Source organism: Acinetobacter lwoffii (assembly GCF_024129715.1).
Taxonomy (GTDB): Bacteria; Pseudomonadota; Gammaproteobacteria; order Pseudomonadales; family Moraxellaceae; genus Acinetobacter; species Acinetobacter lwoffii_U.
In genome coordinates this window covers 54,072-70,034 of record NZ_JAMXXM010000007.1, presented here as the reverse complement: position 1 = coordinate 70,034, position 15,963 = coordinate 54,072, and the positions used below count along the sequence as shown (strand labels likewise).

17 protein-coding genes and 1 tRNA gene are annotated in these 15,963 nt (G+C 41.7%); 9 read left to right on the top strand and 9 right to left on the bottom strand.

The window, feature by feature from the left end; all coding sequences use genetic code 11:
- Window positions 1–8 precede the first annotated feature (8 nt).
- Window positions 9–1,148: a glutamine-hydrolyzing carbamoyl-phosphate synthase small subunit gene (gene carA, locus NI462_RS07135; RefSeq protein ID WP_253159784.1), complete on the bottom strand. Its 1,140-nt coding sequence runs from the start codon at window positions 1,146–1,148 to the stop codon at window positions 9–11.
- Between the two features lie 308 nt (window positions 1,149–1,456).
- Here carA and NI462_RS07130 point away from each other — a divergent pair, with 308 nt between their 5' ends.
- Together NI462_RS07130 and NI462_RS07125 are read left to right on the top strand one after the other, a co-directional pair.
- Window positions 1,457–1,945 carry a hypothetical protein gene (locus NI462_RS07130; protein ID WP_044109436.1) on the top strand — a complete coding sequence of 163 codons (489 nt, stop codon included), beginning with the start codon at window positions 1,457–1,459 and terminating at the stop codon, window positions 1,943–1,945.
- A gap of 102 nt (window positions 1,946–2,047) precedes the next feature.
- Window positions 2,048–2,269 carry a hypothetical protein gene (locus NI462_RS07125; protein ID WP_004280572.1) on the top strand — a complete coding sequence of 74 codons (222 nt, stop codon included), beginning with the start codon at window positions 2,048–2,050 and terminating at the stop codon, window positions 2,267–2,269.
- Between the two features lie 148 nt (window positions 2,270–2,417).
- Here NI462_RS07125 and NI462_RS07120 read toward each other — a convergent pair whose 3' ends face one another.
- Window positions 2,418–2,957 carry a DOMON-like domain-containing protein gene (locus tag NI462_RS07120; protein ID WP_005247704.1) on the bottom strand — a complete coding sequence of 180 codons (540 nt, stop codon included), beginning with the start codon at window positions 2,955–2,957 and terminating at the stop codon, window positions 2,418–2,420.
- A gap of 11 nt (window positions 2,958–2,968) precedes the next feature.
- Window positions 2,969–3,292, bottom strand: coding sequence for a ribosome assembly RNA-binding protein YhbY (yhbY, locus tag NI462_RS07115; RefSeq protein ID WP_004280569.1), 324 nt, complete (start codon window positions 3,290–3,292; stop codon window positions 2,969–2,971).
- A gap of 195 nt (window positions 3,293–3,487) precedes the next feature.
- Between yhbY and rlmE the strand changes: the two genes are divergently transcribed.
- The 5 genes from rlmE to NI462_RS07090 all read left to right on the top strand — a co-directional run bounded on the left by rlmE (window position 3,488) and on the right by NI462_RS07090 (window position 8,232).
- Window positions 3,488–4,138 carry a 23S rRNA (uridine(2552)-2'-O)-methyltransferase RlmE gene (gene rlmE / locus NI462_RS07110; protein ID WP_004645756.1) on the top strand — a complete coding sequence of 217 codons (651 nt, stop codon included), beginning with the start codon at window positions 3,488–3,490 and terminating at the stop codon, window positions 4,136–4,138.
- 132 nt (window positions 4,139–4,270) lie between these two features.
- A complete protein-coding gene (gene ftsH / locus NI462_RS07105; RefSeq protein ID WP_004280565.1) occupies window positions 4,271–6,160 on the top strand; it encodes an ATP-dependent zinc metalloprotease FtsH in 1,890 nt (629 codons plus the stop codon).
- Window positions 6,161–6,264: 104 nt separating this feature from the next.
- Complete coding sequence (locus NI462_RS07100) at window positions 6,265–6,879, top strand: GNAT family N-acetyltransferase (RefSeq protein ID WP_253159782.1); 615 nt, start codon at window positions 6,265–6,267, stop codon at window positions 6,877–6,879.
- A 78-nt stretch (window positions 6,880–6,957) separates the two neighbouring features.
- Window positions 6,958–7,809, top strand: coding sequence for a dihydropteroate synthase (gene folP / locus NI462_RS07095; RefSeq protein WP_005247701.1), 852 nt, complete (start codon window positions 6,958–6,960; stop codon window positions 7,807–7,809).
- Window positions 7,810–7,917: 108 nt separating this feature from the next.
- The gene (locus NI462_RS07090) at window positions 7,918–8,232 is read left to right on the top strand and encodes a DUF5713 family protein (protein ID WP_253159780.1); all 315 of its coding nucleotides are present in this window, start codon (window positions 7,918–7,920) and stop codon (window positions 8,230–8,232) included.
- A 30-nt stretch (window positions 8,233–8,262) separates the two neighbouring features.
- On the opposite strand, the gene NI462_RS07085 is transcribed toward NI462_RS07090, so the two are convergent.
- From NI462_RS07085 to NI462_RS07075, 3 genes are all read right to left on the bottom strand, one after another.
- Window positions 8,263–8,949, bottom strand: coding sequence for a hypothetical protein (locus NI462_RS07085; protein ID WP_253159778.1), 687 nt, complete (start codon window positions 8,947–8,949; stop codon window positions 8,263–8,265).
- A gap of 91 nt (window positions 8,950–9,040) precedes the next feature.
- Window positions 9,041–9,126 (bottom strand) — tRNA-Leu (locus NI462_RS07080).
- Between the two features lie 170 nt (window positions 9,127–9,296).
- The gene (locus NI462_RS07075; RefSeq protein ID WP_253159776.1) at window positions 9,297–10,028 is read right to left on the bottom strand and encodes a hypothetical protein; all 732 of its coding nucleotides are present in this window, start codon (window positions 10,026–10,028) and stop codon (window positions 9,297–9,299) included.
- Between the two features lie 171 nt (window positions 10,029–10,199).
- Here NI462_RS07075 and NI462_RS07070 point away from each other — a divergent pair, with 171 nt between their 5' ends.
- Window positions 10,200–10,706: a hypothetical protein gene (locus NI462_RS07070; protein ID WP_004280554.1), complete on the top strand. Its 507-nt coding sequence runs from the start codon at window positions 10,200–10,202 to the stop codon at window positions 10,704–10,706.
- A 41-nt stretch (window positions 10,707–10,747) separates the two neighbouring features.
- Here NI462_RS07070 and NI462_RS07065 read toward each other — a convergent pair whose 3' ends face one another.
- The 3 genes from NI462_RS07065 to NI462_RS07055 all read right to left on the bottom strand — a co-directional run bounded on the left by NI462_RS07065 (window position 10,748) and on the right by NI462_RS07055 (window position 13,532).
- Entirely contained in the window at window positions 10,748–11,026 is a 279-nt protein-coding gene (locus NI462_RS07065; RefSeq protein WP_004645748.1) for a hypothetical protein, read from the bottom strand.
- Between the two features lie 66 nt (window positions 11,027–11,092).
- Entirely contained in the window at window positions 11,093–12,415 is a 1,323-nt protein-coding gene (gene paeA, locus NI462_RS07060; protein ID WP_004280552.1) for a polyamine export protein PaeA, read from the bottom strand.
- A 127-nt stretch (window positions 12,416–12,542) separates the two neighbouring features.
- Window positions 12,543–13,532, bottom strand: a complete 990-nt coding sequence (locus NI462_RS07055; RefSeq protein WP_247143072.1) for a LysR family transcriptional regulator — start codon at window positions 13,530–13,532, stop codon at window positions 12,543–12,545.
- A gap of 661 nt (window positions 13,533–14,193) precedes the next feature.
- On the opposite strand from NI462_RS07055, the gene NI462_RS07050 reads away from it, so the two are divergent.
- Window positions 14,194–15,795, top strand: a complete 1,602-nt coding sequence (locus NI462_RS07050) for an isocitrate lyase (RefSeq protein ID WP_004280550.1) — start codon at window positions 14,194–14,196, stop codon at window positions 15,793–15,795.
- Window positions 15,796–15,963 lie beyond the last annotated feature (168 nt).

Here is a 15,963-nt window from a genome sequence, read left to right as displayed (position 1 = left end):
TTCCTTAATTACTTCTTAGATGCTTCGATAAGTTCGATGAAATGATCGAACAATGGTGCGCAGTCATGTGGACCCGGGCTTGCTTCAGGGTGACCCTGGAAGCTGAACGCAGGTTTGTCTGTACGATGGATACCTTGGTTGGTGCCATCAAACAGTGAGCGATGCGTTACACGCAACACATCAGGCAGATTGCTTTCATCGACTGCGAAGCCATGGTTTTGAGAAGTAATCATCACTGTACCGTTATCAAGATTTTGTACAGGATGGTTCGCACCGTGGTGGCCGTGAGGCATTTTTAAGGTTTTAGCACCACTTGCAAGCGCAAGGATCTGGTGACCCAGGCAGATACCAAATACTGGAATTTCAGTGGTTTCTACAATTGTTTTTACAGCTTCAATTGCGTAGTCACATGCAGCCGGATCACCAGGACCGTTCGAAAGGAACACGCCATCTGGATTCAGTGCAAGTACATCAGCAGCAGGAGTTTGCGCCGGCACAACAGTCAGTTTACAACCGCGGTCTGCGAGCATACGTAAGATGTTGGTTTTGACACCGTAATCGTATGCAACAACATGGAATTTAGCTTCTGGTTGAGAGAAACCTTTGCCTAATGTCCAAGAGCCTTCAGTCCATTCAAAACCTTCAGGGTCGCAACATTCTTTTGCCAGGTCTAAACCGTTTAAACCACTAAATGCACGTGCTTTTTCAAGCGCTTCAGCTTCAGTGATATTTTCGCCAGCAAGGATACAGCCATTTTGCGCACCTTTGTCACGTAAGATACGTGTCAATTTACGCGTGTCGATATCCGCAATTGCCACAACATTGTGTTGTACCAAATATTCAGCTAATGATTGGGTTGAACGGAAGTTACTGTGCAGTAAAGGCAGGTCACGAATGATCAATCCGTTCGCCCAAACCTTATGAATACGACCTGATTCAGCGTCTTCTTCATTACAGCCTGTGTTACCGATATGTGGGTAAGTCAGTGTCACAAGTTGCTGTGCATAACTCGGGTCAGTCAAAATTTCTTGATAGCCAGTCATGGCAGTGTTGAAAACGACTTCACCAGTCGTACTACCCGATGCGCCAATCGAAGTACCTTTAAAGATAGTTCCGTCGGCAAGGGCTAAAATTGCTGGGGTGCTCAAACCAAAGCTCCTGAAATTTAGGCTGTAAAAAAGCGAGAAGACGAAAAAAAAGGAAGGCTATTTTTTAAACCTACCCTCCTATGTCTGCTCGCTTGAACTTAACACGGCATTATACGCAGAATGACCCCTAAAGTCCAACGGCTTTGCAGCGAAAGTATGAGATAAATGGCTTGCTTTTTGCATGGAAGTCTGTTTTGTAAGCAATGTGAAAAAATGTAAGCAATTAATAATTGTCAGACAAATCAAATCTTAATTTTTATCAAATCTACTAATATAGCTTAGTCGATATAACAATAGGAACAAGACAAATGGCTACAGCACCTAAATCTACTACATCTAAAAAAATCACTCCGAGCGTGGTCACTGAAACTGCCGAGAAGCTTGAAAAAGTAGCAGTCGAGGCTAAAGATCAGGCAATTGGAACCATCGAGGAAAGTAAGGAAAAGCTGGAAGTTGAAGCCAAGCAGTTAAGCGACACTGTGCAGGAACAATTGCGTCAATTTAAGCAGGAGGTGTTACAGCGTATTGATACTTTGAAGGAGCAGATTTTCGGTTCGCAGAAAGAATTAACTGAACTGAAAAGCTTTATTAAGACAGAATTCAACGCTGTCTTCGAAGACTTATCTAATCTGGGTAAAGAGTTGAAAGAGGATGTCAGTCAGATTTCGACCAAGCATAAGGAACATCTGACCGATACTTTTAAACGTTCTAAGGACAGTACCATTGAAGTACTGAAAAAAGTCAAACCCGTGGTGAAAACAGAGAGCTCGGACAAAAGTCCTGAGCTGAAAAGTTAGGCTGCGCTGAAAGGCCGCTATTTAAAAAGGAGAACAATCAAATGTTCTCCTTTGTCTTTATGCAGCAAAACGGACTCACAATAACAATTAAAGGGGGTCACGATGCAACAGCATTTTGTAGGTGTACTTATTTTACTGATATTGATCATGCTACTGAATCTGGAAAGCGGATTGGGGCGCATACTTTATCTAGGTGTAATCGTATTATGTTTGGGAGTGCTGGGACTGGTGTTTGGGACCATTCTTCTGATGATCATTACTTTTGCTTTTATTCTTTATGCTGCTGTGAAATCTATTCAGGAGCAGCATCATCTACATCATTAAAATATGAACGTTGAAAACAATAAAAAATCTAAAATAATTATACAGAGGAACAATCATTGTTGAGCAATAAACAAAAACGTGAGACTTTAAGTCTCACGTTTTATTCGCCTGTTACACTTTAAATAGCTGATGCACAGCGTCAATCTATTTAAAATACATGCAACCAGTCACGTTTGTTATGAAAATCTGCCTGAGGACTACTATGCTGCATGGCATAGTATTGATCACCTTGTGAGGTTTTTAAAACAGCAGATAAACCCAAGAACAAGTTTTCCCATTTCAGTTTATGGGTTGCCATAAAATCAGTCAGATCCACACTGACATTAAGACCATAATGCGTACGTTTGAGCTGATTCAGCTCAATATCATCCGCAGCTTGCGGTGGCATATCTTCAGGATAACGGTATTCTTCAAATTGATAAGCCTGCCAGGCCTGAGAAGGGGAAAGATTAATCTCACGATAAAAATCTTGGCCCTGAACCCCAATAAAAATTTCAAAGCAGGTCTGTTCCCACAGGAAATCCTGACGGGGATGTGCCGTCACCATATCGGGCCACAAGATGTACTGATTGGGATCACGGATCCAGAAGCCCACATTTAAATTGTATGGGCCTTGCTGTTCGATGGCGGCAACCAGAGAGATGGCCTGAAAACGGCGATCAAATGCGCTAAGCTCGTAACTTGCCATAAGTCCTGTACTTAGTTAGACAAATGAGCGAAACGGACAAGGTTGGACAATTTTTGGTTTTGTTTCGCAGCTTTCTTGTAAAGCAGTGCAATTTTACCAATAGTTTGAACCACTTCAGCACCAGTCGCTTCTGAAATTTCAGCAATCAGTGCTGCACGCGCTTCACGATCTTCAGCTACGATTTTCACTTTAATCAGTTCGTGATCGTTTAAAGCACGCGCCAATTCTTCGATGACATTTTCAGTCAGGCCTTTGTCACCCAGCATAACGACCGGGTTTAAAGCATGTCCGATTTGACGTAAACGCTTACGTTCCTGAATAGATAAAGACGCCATGAGAGATAACCTGAATTTTAAAACGGCTTAGTATAGCAAAAGCAAAAAACAAACGCTTTAAATTCTCAGGAAATAATCATTTCCAATATCTCTTCATAACGAGCAAAACTCCTCGATTTAGATACACATGTATACTGCAAAATATGTCTTTTTCACGTACAATTAATAATTAGACGTTTTTTTATTTAGAGAGTTATGGCTACACGCATTACCAACCAAAAGTTATCTAAAAGTAGTCGTGATTGGATGAGAGAGCATTTAGACGATCCTTATGTGAAAAAGGCACAAAAGGACGGCTATCGTGCGCGTGCAGCATATAAGCTCTTAGAGATGCAAGAAAAGTACAAAATCATCAAACCCGGCATGACCGTGGTCGACTTGGGTGCAGCTCCCGGGAGTTGGTCACAAATCGCCGGTAAGTTGGTCGGCGACAAAGGTTTATTGATTGCATCTGACATTTTACCAATGGATGCATTACCTGATGTGACTTTCTTGCAAGGTGACTTTCGCGAAGAAGAAGTCTTCCAGCAATTGTTAGAAATTTTAGATGGTCGTACTGTAGACGTTGTAATTTCAGATATGGCCCCCAATACATCAGGTAATAAGGCTGTAGATCAACCGCGTCAGATTTACTTGTGTGAACTTGCACTGGATTTTGCCAACAAGGTGCTAGGCCCTAAAGGTCAATTTGTGGTAAAAGTTTTCCAAGGTTCAGGTTTTGACGAATTCCGCAAGCAAGTGGTTGATAGTTTTGATGTTCTGAAAACATCTAAACCTTTGGCATCACGTGCCCGTTCCAAGGAAGTTTTCCTGATCGGGCAGGGACGTAAGAAGGCTTTAAAATAAGTCTACTTGCCAAGTCGTTAAAAATTGTGCATTTTGTACGTTTTCAGATAATTGTAAGTTGATTTACAGCTTAAGTATTAAGGTCACCCTGAACAGGGCATGATCAAATTAGATTGGAATGGGAATAAAGCTTTGAGCGATCTTTTTAAGAATGCCGTATTGTGGCTCGTGATACTGGGTGTGCTGGTGTTAATCTTCAGCAACGTCAGTGACCGCAATCAACCGACTACAATGAACTACTCAGAGTTTGTTGCCGCGGTCAATGCTGGCCAAATTAAACAAGTTGTGATTGACGGCGAAAGAATTCGTGGCGAAAAATCAAACGGTTCAGAGTTTGAAAGTATCCGTCCGGCAGTTCAGGATCCTGAACTGATGCCAAGCCTGATTAAAAATAATGTTGTGGTTGAAGGTGAGGCACCTCAACGTCAAGGCTTGCTCATGCAGTTGCTTATTGCAAGTTTCCCTGTACTTTTAATCATTTTGTTATTCATGTTCTTTATGCGCAACATGGGTGGCGGTGCAGGTGGTAAAAACGGCCCAATGAGTTTTGGTAAATCTAAAGCCAAAATGCTGTCTGAAGACCAGATTAAAGTCACTTTCACTGATGTTGCCGGTTGTGACGAAGCCAAGCAGGAAGTCGTTGAAATCGTAGATTTCCTGAAAGATCCAACCAAATTTAAACGTCTGGGTGCAAGTATTCCACGCGGTGTGTTAATGGTCGGTCCTCCAGGTACGGGTAAAACCTTACTTGCCAAAGCCATTGCCGGTGAAGCGAAAGTTCCATTCTTTAGTATTTCAGGTTCTGACTTCGTTGAGATGTTTGTCGGTGTTGGTGCATCCCGTGTTCGTGACATGTTCGAACAGGCGAAACGTCATGCACCATGTATCATCTTTATTGATGAGATTGATGCAGTCGGTCGTCACCGTGGTTCAGGTACCGGTGGTGGTCACGATGAACGTGAACAGACACTGAACCAGATGCTAGTTGAAATGGACGGCTTTGAAGGTAATGAAGGCATTATCGTGATTGCTGCAACCAACCGTGCAGATGTACTGGATAAAGCACTTCTTCGTCCAGGCCGTTTTGACCGTCAAGTTGTGGTTGGTTTGCCAGACATCAAAGGTCGTGAACAAATCCTGAATGTACATTTGAAAAAATTACCTTCAGTGACAGGTGTGGATGTTAAGGTTCTTGCACGTGGTACACCTGGCTTCTCGGGTGCGCAATTGGCAAACCTAGTGAATGAAGCTGCTCTGTTTGCTGCACGCCGTAACAAGAACACCGTCGATATGCATGACTTTGAAGATGCAAAAGACAAGCTGTATATGGGTCCTGAGCGTAAATCGATGGTACTTCGTGATGAAGAGCGTCGCGCGACAGCTTATCATGAAGCAGGTCATGCAATTGTTGCTGAAAGCTTGCCAGGTACAGATCCTGTGCATAAAGTGACGATCATGCCGCGTGGCTGGGCTTTAGGTGTCACCTGGCAGCTGCCTGAATTTGACCAGACTAGCCATTATAAAGACAAAATGTTGAATGAACTTTCGATTTTGTTTGGTGGTCGTATTGCTGAAGAAGTCTTCATTAACCAGATGTCGACTGGCGCTTCAAATGACTTCGAACGTGCAACTAAAATGGCACGTGCGATGGTGACTAAATACGGTATGTCGGACAAACTTGGTGTGATGGTTTATGAAGAAGATGCACAGCAATCTTTCATGGGCAGTATTGGTAGTCGCAGTATTTCGGAAACCACACAACTAGAAGTCGATCGTGAAATTCGTCGAATTCTGGATGAGCAATATAAAATCGCACGCGATATCTTGGAAAGTAAAAAAGATATTGCCCATGCGATGGTGAAAGCCTTGATGGAATGGGAAACCATTGATCGTGATCAAATTCGTGACATCATGGAAGGTCGTGAGCCTCAGCCACCAAAAGTCTATGTTGCAGATAATCCTGTGATTGATGTAACCCCAGATGATGGTCCGTTGACTCCTCCGCCATTGCCAGCGAACTAAGCTCAATAAAAAAACCGCCTTCGGGTGGTTTTTTATGCTTGTCATTTTTGTCATAGCTTTTTGAGTGTTATATTGAGCTATTAAAAATGAATAAGAAAATAAAAATGAATATGCCTGTTCTGGAATCCAGTGTTTACCAGCTTCGTCTTGAACCGTTGAGCTGGGAGCATTTTTCTGATTTAGCTATCGCATGCGCTGAAGAAAATTTAGGTGAGGTTTTATATAACTCAGTGCCTTATCTGCCTAACTTAAAAAAATATTTTACTCAGGCTTTTGAACAGCAAGCTCAAGGTGAAAGGATGGCTTTTGCTGTGATTGATTTAAACTCCGGCCGAGCAATTGGAACCACCAGTTATCATGATATTAAGGCGGAAATTCCACGTTTTGAAATTGGTTATACCTGGTATGCCAAGCGCTATCACAGAACCTATGTAAATCGCGTCTGTAAATATCTTTTGTTAAGACATGCTTTTGAAAATTTAAATGCTCAGGTGGTCGGCTTTCGGACTGATCACTTGAATCTTCCCAGCCAAAAAGCGATTGAAGCAATAGGTGCCAAACGAGATGGCATTATCAGGTGTCATATGCTACGTAAAGATGGACAGACTATTCGAGATAGCTATATCTATACTATTTTAGAAAGTGAATGGGCAGATGTGAAAGCATTATTACAAACTAAACTGATGCAATATTCCCAAAACAATTACTTCGAAATCTAGGTCCTAGCCTTATTCCACTTTGCTTTATTCAGCGATCCATAAGACAATATCGGGGTTATTTTGAGTGAGTATTGAATCATGCAGCTGATGCCTTTGTTACCACATGTATGGACATTTGGTGATTTAAAATTGGACTTATCCCAGCCGCATGTGATGGGGATTCTCAATGTCACCCCAGACTCTTTTAGTGATGGTGGTCGGCATAATCACAAAGAAGATGCAGTCGCACGTGCGCTTGAAATGATCGCTGAAGGCGCGACCGTGATTGATATTGGCGGTGAATCGACCCGTCCAGGTGCCGCAGTGGTAGAAGTGGAAGAAGAAATTCGCCGCGTAGTGCCTGTGGTGGAAGAACTGGCTAAACATAAGGTCATTCTCTCGATTGATACGTCGCAACCTGAAGTCATACGCGCAGCGGTTCGGGCCGGAGCACATATCTGGAATGATGTCCGTGCTTTGACTCGGCCGAATGCATTGCAGACCGCAGCAGAACTCAATATTCCAGTGATCATCATGCATATGCGCGGTGAGCCGACCACCATGAACAATCTGGATCAATATGAGGATGTCACTAAAGATGTGATACGCGAGTTATCCCAACGTGTTCAGGATGCTTTAGATGTTGGAGTAAAAGCGGAAAATATCATGATTGATCCAGGTTTTGGTTTCGCTAAAAATGCCCAGCAAAATTTAAAGCTGTTGCAAGAGTTTTATAAATTGACAGAAATGGGCTATCCGATTTTGTCTGCTTTATCACGTAAACGCTTTATCGGAGCAGTTTTGGATGGGGCAGAACCACAAGAGCGTGCAGTGGGTTCAGCAACAGCGCATTTGTTGAGTATTCAGCAGGGTGCATGTATGGTACGGGCACATGATGTTAAAGTCACAGCCGATGCGATTAAAGTCTGGCAAGCTATGCAAATGGTTTAAAAATCGAGGCTGGGAAATCCCTACATTGGCAATGTTGTTTGGCTTTTAAGCAACAATATGCTATATAGGCACGCTTAGATTAGATAGTCATCCTTTAGAGTGCCTGTAATGTTTGCAGATTTACTTCTCCCCATGTTCGATGATGAGTATTATCCCGATATTCTGGTTGCTGAAATTAAGCAGCACATCGAACGTTTTGCCCAAAAACTTGCTAAATCAGGTTTGTCAGATCAGGAGGTTTATCAGCTTGCCAATCTGACAGTGGCTGATATCAATGTCATGAAACCTCAGTTCGAAGATCTGGATTCGTCTCTGGATGATACTGCCGCGGATTATATTGCCGAAGCCATGATGATGGTGGTGCAAGAGCACGGCCTGTTCGAGATTGAAATGGAAGAACTGATTACCAATCGTGAATGGTGATTTAAGAAAACCCTGCAGATGCAGGGTTTTTTATTGTCTGTTCAAATAATCTTTAAAGCTATTAAAGCGAATTGAGCCGAGTAATTGTTGCTCTTCATTCATGCATTGCTGATAAAGGTTTTGATAATAAGCCTGCAGATTCAACTGACCTTGAATCTGTTGTGGTGTTTTAGATCTGGACTGTTGATAAGCCCAAAAAGCCATTTGCCGGAGTTTCTGCAACCTGATTTGGTCAATCGCGCTACAGGAACTTTTAAATAAAGGTTCCAAGGTCACAGCGCCAAAAGAGGAAAGCGCTAAAATGATCATGCTGATAATAACCAGCACATCCGAATGAATCAGATAAAGGTTGAGCAATAAGCATAGAAAAATTGGAATTTGCAGATAGAGACAGTTTTGCAAATGCTGACTATAGGCTTTGGAGCCGAATTTCGCCTGATATTGTGCATACCAGATATAGGGATACAGTAGTGCCATCAGTACAATTAAGGTGACATTAAAGGCAATCGTGGCATTTTTAAAAAAATAATATTCCAGAAATACTGAGCTGATACTACAGGCTATACAGACCAGAAGAGACAGTAAATTAATCGCGATAACAAACTGGATATTTTGCAGGGCATTAAATTTGAAGCGGCTATAACGCAGCTTCAGGAAAAAAGCGTCTGGATGACGTAATTGTAATGTAGCGAGATCGAAGTGTTTTAATTCTGACATGGGGATTTCGCGTTAAAAGAATAAAATGCAGGCACAAAAAAACCAGCCTAATGCTGGATTTTTTATTGCACCATTTTAATAAATATTAAAATGGTGCCCGAGGCCAGACTCGAACTGGCACGCTTTGTGGGCGGGGGATTTTAAATCCCCTGTGTCTACCGATTTCACCACTCGGGCATGTGCGCAATAATAGAGGACGAAATAAAGCTTGGCAAGCAAATTTCTAAATGATTGCTTTCTTTTCAAGCAATTCCGTAGCTTCTATTCTAAAAACCAGCAAATCAACGTTTTTTAAAAGTCAATATTTGCAGATCTTTAAGACGACCAATGAAAAATGATAGAGGGAACTATGAATTCTCATCCAGATAGCTGTCGACATCTAGATGCTTGATCGTTTTACAATATTGATGCTCATATTTCAGTAGCCGCGTATATAACCCGGCAAAGTGATTTAATTGCTGTTTTAGTTCGGCATGCCGAGGATCATGGCTTGAATAAAAACGTAATTTTAGTCGGATCAGACAGGTCTGTTTATAAGCCCAAAAACAGATTTTACGTAATTGTTGTAGCTGATAGTGCTCAGTATTTTTGCTATTTTCCTTGAATAAATTTTCCCGATAAAAGCGCACAAAGCCAAAGCTCACGCCAAAGAAGAATAAGCTCCACATCAGCAAACTGCTTTGTATAAAGACCGGATTTAAGGCTTGCAATAGAATCACAATAGCCATCTTGATTGGAGTATGCCGTAATAACTGATACAGCGAATAAGAAGAATGCTGAATCTGGTACAGAATCAAGGTCTGACTCAACATCAGGAACAGTAGAATGGCCAAAATGGCATAACTCTGTGCCTGAAATTCACTGATTTGCACAAAAGATTGCTGTACCAGATCTCCTAACATCAAACTGATGGGAACAAAAATCATGGCGGCCAAGGCCCAAGGAATGAAGAGCTTGGCTTTATCCCAGATTCCACGGATTTTAATCTGACTGTAAAACAGGTAATTTCCTTTAAATGCAGTCGGATATTGGCGCTTAAGTTGCTGCAGCAACAAAGTCACTTGCGTAAGGGGCGTCATCCAGAGATTAATTTAATATATAGATGAAGCACTATAGTCGATTTTGCGCAAAATCGCAGAAGAAATGCAGTTTCAGATCGTAGCGCTGTTTTAATCATGAAGATTTTGATTTTTTAGCCACGAATTATGCGAAAATAGCCGATTCAAGATTTATTTTTTTAAGGACAGTTTATGACTGATCAATCTCCTCAGGCGTTAAGCGACATCGAAATTTTAGACATCCTGCAAAGTATGAAAAAGGATGAGCTAAATACTGAGGCGCAAGCAGCAATTCGTCAGGGTGGTAAAGCTGGTCGTCAGGAAGCGCATAAAGCAGCCTTAGTAGCATTGAATCAGTCATTTGAAGACAAATTTGTCGAAGCCGTATCTTTGGCTTTGGGTCTGAATGCAGCACAAATCAAAAAAATCCGTTATAAAAAAGACCGAATCCGTATTTTAAAAGCGCGCGGTATTGATTATATGGCGATTGATGGCGCTGAAACTGCGCAAGTGCTGTCACAAATTGCCCAAGCAATTGTGCGTGAAGATGCCATTGTCACCCATGACCTGCATAATATTTTCCCATTCTGGAAAGAAGGCTGGCCAATGGTGCAATTCGATAATGCCTACAAAATTTTAGAAGATGATATCCAGATTCACTATCAAGCCGTTCTTGAGGCTTTATTAGCAAAAATCTAAGCTATAACTAGATCTAAAAAAAAGCACCCAAAGGTGCTTTTTTAATCACGATATATCAGTGCAATCAGCCAGCTGATGGGCAGAATAAATAAACGCCACCACGTGATTAATGGCCAATAAAAATACTCTCCAAATCTCAAGGTCGAGTCGAAACCTTGACGGCGACGTTCATGCGGGTAGGGAATAATGAAAACTGTTAAAACCATCAGAATGATGGCTGCGAGTAAAAGCAGGGGATTCTGTTGTTTGGCAAAGAAGAAGTAAAACAAATACAGGGCTGAATAAAAAAACAGACATGCCAATAATGCAGAAATATTCATCACTCACCTTATGGATTTTTTTATTAGAATAATTTTTTGAATAGAGGGCTAAAAAGAAGAACCAGATTAATCTGATTCTTCTTGAATAACTGAATTGGTTTCGATTAGGCGGGTCACCAGCAACTGGTCAATTTTAAAATGATCGACATCCACCACTTCAAACTTATAAGCACCAAATATCACGGCATCTGCAGGACGTGGAATCTTGCGTAATTTATACATCATGAAGCCAGCAATGGTTTCATAGTTCTCATCATCAGGCATTTCATCAATTTCAAGCGCATGCTTGATGTCTTCAATCGGCGTGCTGCCTTCAATCAGCCAGGAATTATTGTCACGTTTAATAATTTGCTGATCGGCTTCAATAGGCGTCACCCAGTCACCCATCACGGTAATCATAATATCAGAAAGGGTAATCACGCCAACGACCAGCGCATATTCATTAATGACGACGGCAAACTTTTCCTTGGTGGAACGGAAACGGTCCAGAACTTCCGATAAGGTCAAAGTGTCAGGAATAGTCAGGACATTACGGATGGTATTTTCATTGAGTTGCAGCAGCGACTGGTTGTTCAGAATACGCACCAGAATGTCTTTGGCGTCGACATAGCCAATCACACTGTCAATGTCATTGCTACATACCAGAAACTTGGAATAGGGGTATTCCGCCAGCTTTTGCCGAATACTTTCTTCCGGTTCATTTAAGGTGAAGAACACCACATTTTCACGTGTGGTCATACTCGAAGGCACGTTACGTTCTTCCAGCTCGAATACGTTTTCAATGAAATGGTGTTCCTGTTTCTGGAGCACGCCTGCCTGTGCACCGGCATCCATCACTGCAGAAATATCATCAAAAGTAATATTGTCATCACGAATAGTATTTACTTTAAACAGACGGAACAGCATGTTGGCAATCGCATTGATAAACCAAGCCAAAGGTTTGCAGACTTTAATGAAAATCTGAATTGGCTCGATGACTGAGACTGCGATCTTTTCTGGCGCAATCATGGCCAGACGTTTCGGCATCAGGTCTGCAAATAAAATAAATAATGAAGTGACGACCGTAAAGGAAAGCGCAAAGCTGATATTGTCAGCCCAAGGTCCTTGGTAAAAGCGGGAAACAAAATTATAAATATAAGGACGGAAGGCACCTTCACCTAAAATACCACCAAGAATGGCAACTGCATTTAAACCAATTTGGGAGGCTGCAAAGAAGTCTGCAGAATTTTCTTGTAGATCTAAAACTTTTTGAGCGCGATGATCACCCGACTCAGCCAGAATTTTGAGTTTGACTTTACGGGCACCAGCGAGGGCGATTTCAGTTAAAGATAAAAAACCGGCCCCCGTGATGAGTATTAAGATAATCACAATATTTTGTAAGAGGCTCACAAATCCACCTGTGGATGAATAGTATCTTGGGATATTTTTAACACAAAAAAAGACTTGAGGTGTAACAATGACATCTCAAGTCTTCGAAGTATAATCTTAAAAAATAAGAATTTAGAAGATTTTGAGTTTAATAATGTGAAAATTGAGAATTATTGCTCAGGAATTCACGGTTTTCTTCTTCAATCATCTGGCGGGCGACATATAAAATCAGCTGACGTAACCAGCGATGCGCCGGATGATGATGCAATAAAGGACACCATGCCATTTTCAATTCAAATTCAGGAATATAAAACGGAGGGTCTTTGAGAATTAAATTGTGATTCTTGGCTTGCAGACGTGCGATGCGTGAAGGCAGTGTTGCGATCAGATCTACATTGGCAGCCAATAATCCCGGCATTTGATAGTGACGGGTAAAGACGGAGATTTTACGTTTCTGGCCAATACGTTCTAAAGCCTGATCGATCCAGCCTAAACCGGCCTGTTTTTCAGGATTTACCCCGAAGCCAACACCCATACCGGTTTTAGAAACCCAGATATGCTGTGCATCCAAATAGCTTTTTAAGTTCAGGTTGCTTGCGGCAGGATGCTTGTTATTTAAAAGACAAGAAAAGCTGTCGCGCCAGACCAGAACCTGATGAAAACTTTGCGGAATCTCATTAAAGCGGTTAATTGCCAGATCGACCTTGCCTTGTTCCATGTCACGATACGACACGTCACTTGGCGTCAGAAAATCCAATACCACATTCGGTGCTTCTGAACGTAAGGCTTTGACCAGACGCGGAACCAGCGTTGCTTCCGCATAATCCGAAGTCATGATCCGGAACACACGATTTGAGGTATAAGGACGGAACTCGGTACGTGGTTCCAGAATCATCGACAAGTCAGCCAGTGCATCCCGAATGCGGGGCTGTAATTCTAAAGCACGTTCGGTTGGAGTCATGCCTTCAGAAGAACGGATCAGGAGGGGATCATTAAATAAATTGCGTAATCGGCGTAAAATATTACTCATGGCAGGCTGGGTAACACCCAATTGTTCTGCTGCACGTGTGACATTTTTTTCGCGAAGAAGTACATCAAGATAAATTAATAGATTGAGATCGACCCGCTCCAGATTCATAAAAGAAATACCGAGAATAAATACAAGAAATTATGATGATTATGCCATAATTGCCGGGCCTTGTGTAAAGCGCCGATGAAAAAAGCCATGTGCTCACTGATAAAGTTTACAGAATTAACACAGGCTTAAGCTCCATTATTTCGAGTGTACATAAGAAAAAAGATGTACGTTAAATGGATCATCATTTAGCCTTTTTTATAGATTGGAATGAAAACCATATTTTCGGTTTAAAAGAACATGAGAAAGGCTGTTCTTGTATTCAAGATTTGAGTGAAAAGTAAACTAAATTAAGAATTCCTTAAGTTGAATAAATCATCAAAGATCAGCATTTTTTAAAAATAAAAGGACATAAAACCCATATCCAGACTTAAGTCTAATGAATTATTTTTAAGCAACATGCGGAAATTTTATCCATTTTTATTTTTAAATAAATTTATATGAAACAGTATCTTAATATAATTTATCGAGATTATACTAAGACTTTGATCTACTCATTTTTTAAATAAATACTGAAGATTCTTGCAGACTATTGGATTAATTTTCATAAGCCCACTAATCTTTAGCTATCCCAACGGATCGTCGAAAATCTGAACAAGTCATTGAGGGTGTGATTTGAGCGGTTCGTTGCAGAAAAATCCTAATATTATTACAGGAATATATCATGACTACATACCAAACAGCGATTGATGCAATCCGCGAATTAAAAGCGAAATTCGGTAACACTTGGGCAGACATCAGTCCTGAAGATGCTGCGCGTATGCAACTTCAAAACCGTTTCAAAACTGGTTTAGACATTGCGAAATATACAGCGGCAATTATGCGTCGTGATATGGCTGCTTATGATGCAGACTCTAGCAAATACACTCAATCACTAGGTTGCTGGCACGGTTTCATCGCGCAACAAAAAATGATTGCGAACAAAAAATACTTCGGTACGACTGAACGTCGCTACATCTACCTTTCTGGTTGGATGGTTGCAGCGCTTCGTTCAGAATTCGGTCCACTTCCTGACCAATCAATGCACGAAAAAACTTCTGTTCCTGCATTGATCGAAGAAATCTACACTTTCTTACGTCAAGCTGACGCGAAAGAATTAAACGACTTGTTCCGTGCCCTTAAAAAAGCACAAGAAGCGGGCGACACTGCTAAAGCAGCTGAAATCACTTCACAAATCGACAACTTCCAAACTCACGTTGTGCCAATTATTGCGGACATCGACGCTGGTTTCGGTAACGAAGAAGCGACTTACCTTCTTGCTAAGAAAATGATCGAAGCGGGTGCTTGTGCACTACAAATCGAAAACCAGGTTTCTGACGCGAAACAATGTGGTCACCAAGCTGGTAAAGTAACAGTTCCACACGAAGACTTCATCGCGAAAATCCACGCTCTTCGCTATGCATTCCTGGAAATGGGTCTTGACGACGGTATCATCGTTGCACGTACTGACTCTGAAGGCGCTGACTTGACTCAAAAAATCCCAGTGGTTAAAGAGCCAGGCGACATCGCTTCTCAATACATCAGCTACTTAGACACAACTGAAATCGACATTTCAGAAGCGCAAGAAGACGAAATCCTGATCAAGCGTGATGGTAAACTTCACCGTCCTAAACGTCTTGCTTCTGGTCTATACCAGTTCCGTGAAGGCACTCAAATCGACCGCGTTGTACTTGACTGTGTAACTAGCCTACAAAACGGTGCTGACCTTCTTTGGATCGAAACTGCGACTCCAAACGTTGCTGAAATTGCTCACATGGTTAACCGTGTACGTGAAACAGTTCCAAATGCGAAACTTGTTTATAACAACTCGCCTTCGTTCAACTGGACTTTAAACTTCCGTCAACAAGCATATGACCGTTGGGTTGCTGAAGGTAAAGACGTTTCTGCTTACGACCGTGCTAAGTTAATGAGCGCTGAGTACGATGCAACTGAACTGGCTGCTGAAGCTGACGAAAAAGTTCGTACATTCCAAGCTGACGCTGCTCGTGAAGCGGGTGTGTTCCATCACTTGATCACACTTCCGACTTACCACACAGCTGCGCTTTCTACTCATGAGCTTGCTCAAGGTTACTTCGGTACTGAAGGTATGTTGGCTTATGTTGCTGGCGTACAACGTAAAGAAATCCGCGGCGGTATCGCATGTGTTAAACACCAAGCAATGGCTGGTTCTGACATCGGTGATGACCACAAAGAAATCTTCGCTGGTGACAATGCATTGAAAGCTGGTGATGATTCTAAAAACACAATGAACCAGTTCAGCGCTTAATCCGCTTAATTGATTCACCAAAAAACCCTGCATCTGCAGGGTTTTTTGTTTGGAAAAATGCTATTAATAAATAGGGAAGAGCAATCTCAAGAACGTGCTCAAGAGGGATTATCCATAATTTCTCCATGATTGGTTTTTATCGCAGCTTTTATGTGTTTAATTCTTGCA

Bases quoted from the DNA above. Each gene is read 5' to 3' on its own strand.
- folP (WP_005247701.1), top strand. From the start codon at position 6,958: ATGCAGCTGATGCCTTTGTTACCACATGTATGGACATTTGGTGATTTA.
- NI462_RS07075 (WP_253159776.1), bottom strand. From the start codon at position 10,028: ATGACGCCCCTTACGCAAGTGACTTTGTTGCTGCAGCAACTTAAGCGC.
- NI462_RS07050 (WP_004280550.1), top strand. From the start codon at position 14,194: ATGACTACATACCAAACAGCGATTGATGCAATCCGCGAATTAAAAGCG.
- NI462_RS07065 (WP_004645748.1), bottom strand. From the start codon at position 11,026: ATGAATATTTCTGCATTATTGGCATGTCTGTTTTTTTATTCAGCCCTG.
- NI462_RS07130 (WP_044109436.1), top strand. From the start codon at position 1,457: ATGGCTACAGCACCTAAATCTACTACATCTAAAAAAATCACTCCGAGC.
- NI462_RS07100 (WP_253159782.1), top strand. From the start codon at position 6,265: ATGAATATGCCTGTTCTGGAATCCAGTGTTTACCAGCTTCGTCTTGAA.
- NI462_RS07090 (WP_253159780.1), top strand. From the start codon at position 7,918: ATGTTTGCAGATTTACTTCTCCCCATGTTCGATGATGAGTATTATCCC.
- yhbY (WP_004280569.1), bottom strand. From the start codon at position 3,292: ATGGCGTCTTTATCTATTCAGGAACGTAAGCGTTTACGTCAAATCGGA.
- rlmE (WP_004645756.1), top strand. From the start codon at position 3,488: ATGGCTACACGCATTACCAACCAAAAGTTATCTAAAAGTAGTCGTGAT.
- NI462_RS07120 (WP_005247704.1), bottom strand. From the start codon at position 2,957: ATGGCAAGTTACGAGCTTAGCGCATTTGATCGCCGTTTTCAGGCCATC.
- NI462_RS07070 (WP_004280554.1), top strand. From the start codon at position 10,200: ATGACTGATCAATCTCCTCAGGCGTTAAGCGACATCGAAATTTTAGAC.
- NI462_RS07055 (WP_247143072.1), bottom strand. From the start codon at position 13,532: ATGAATCTGGAGCGGGTCGATCTCAATCTATTAATTTATCTTGATGTA.
- NI462_RS07085 (WP_253159778.1), bottom strand. From the start codon at position 8,949: ATGTCAGAATTAAAACACTTCGATCTCGCTACATTACAATTACGTCAT.
- NI462_RS07125 (WP_004280572.1), top strand. From the start codon at position 2,048: ATGCAACAGCATTTTGTAGGTGTACTTATTTTACTGATATTGATCATG.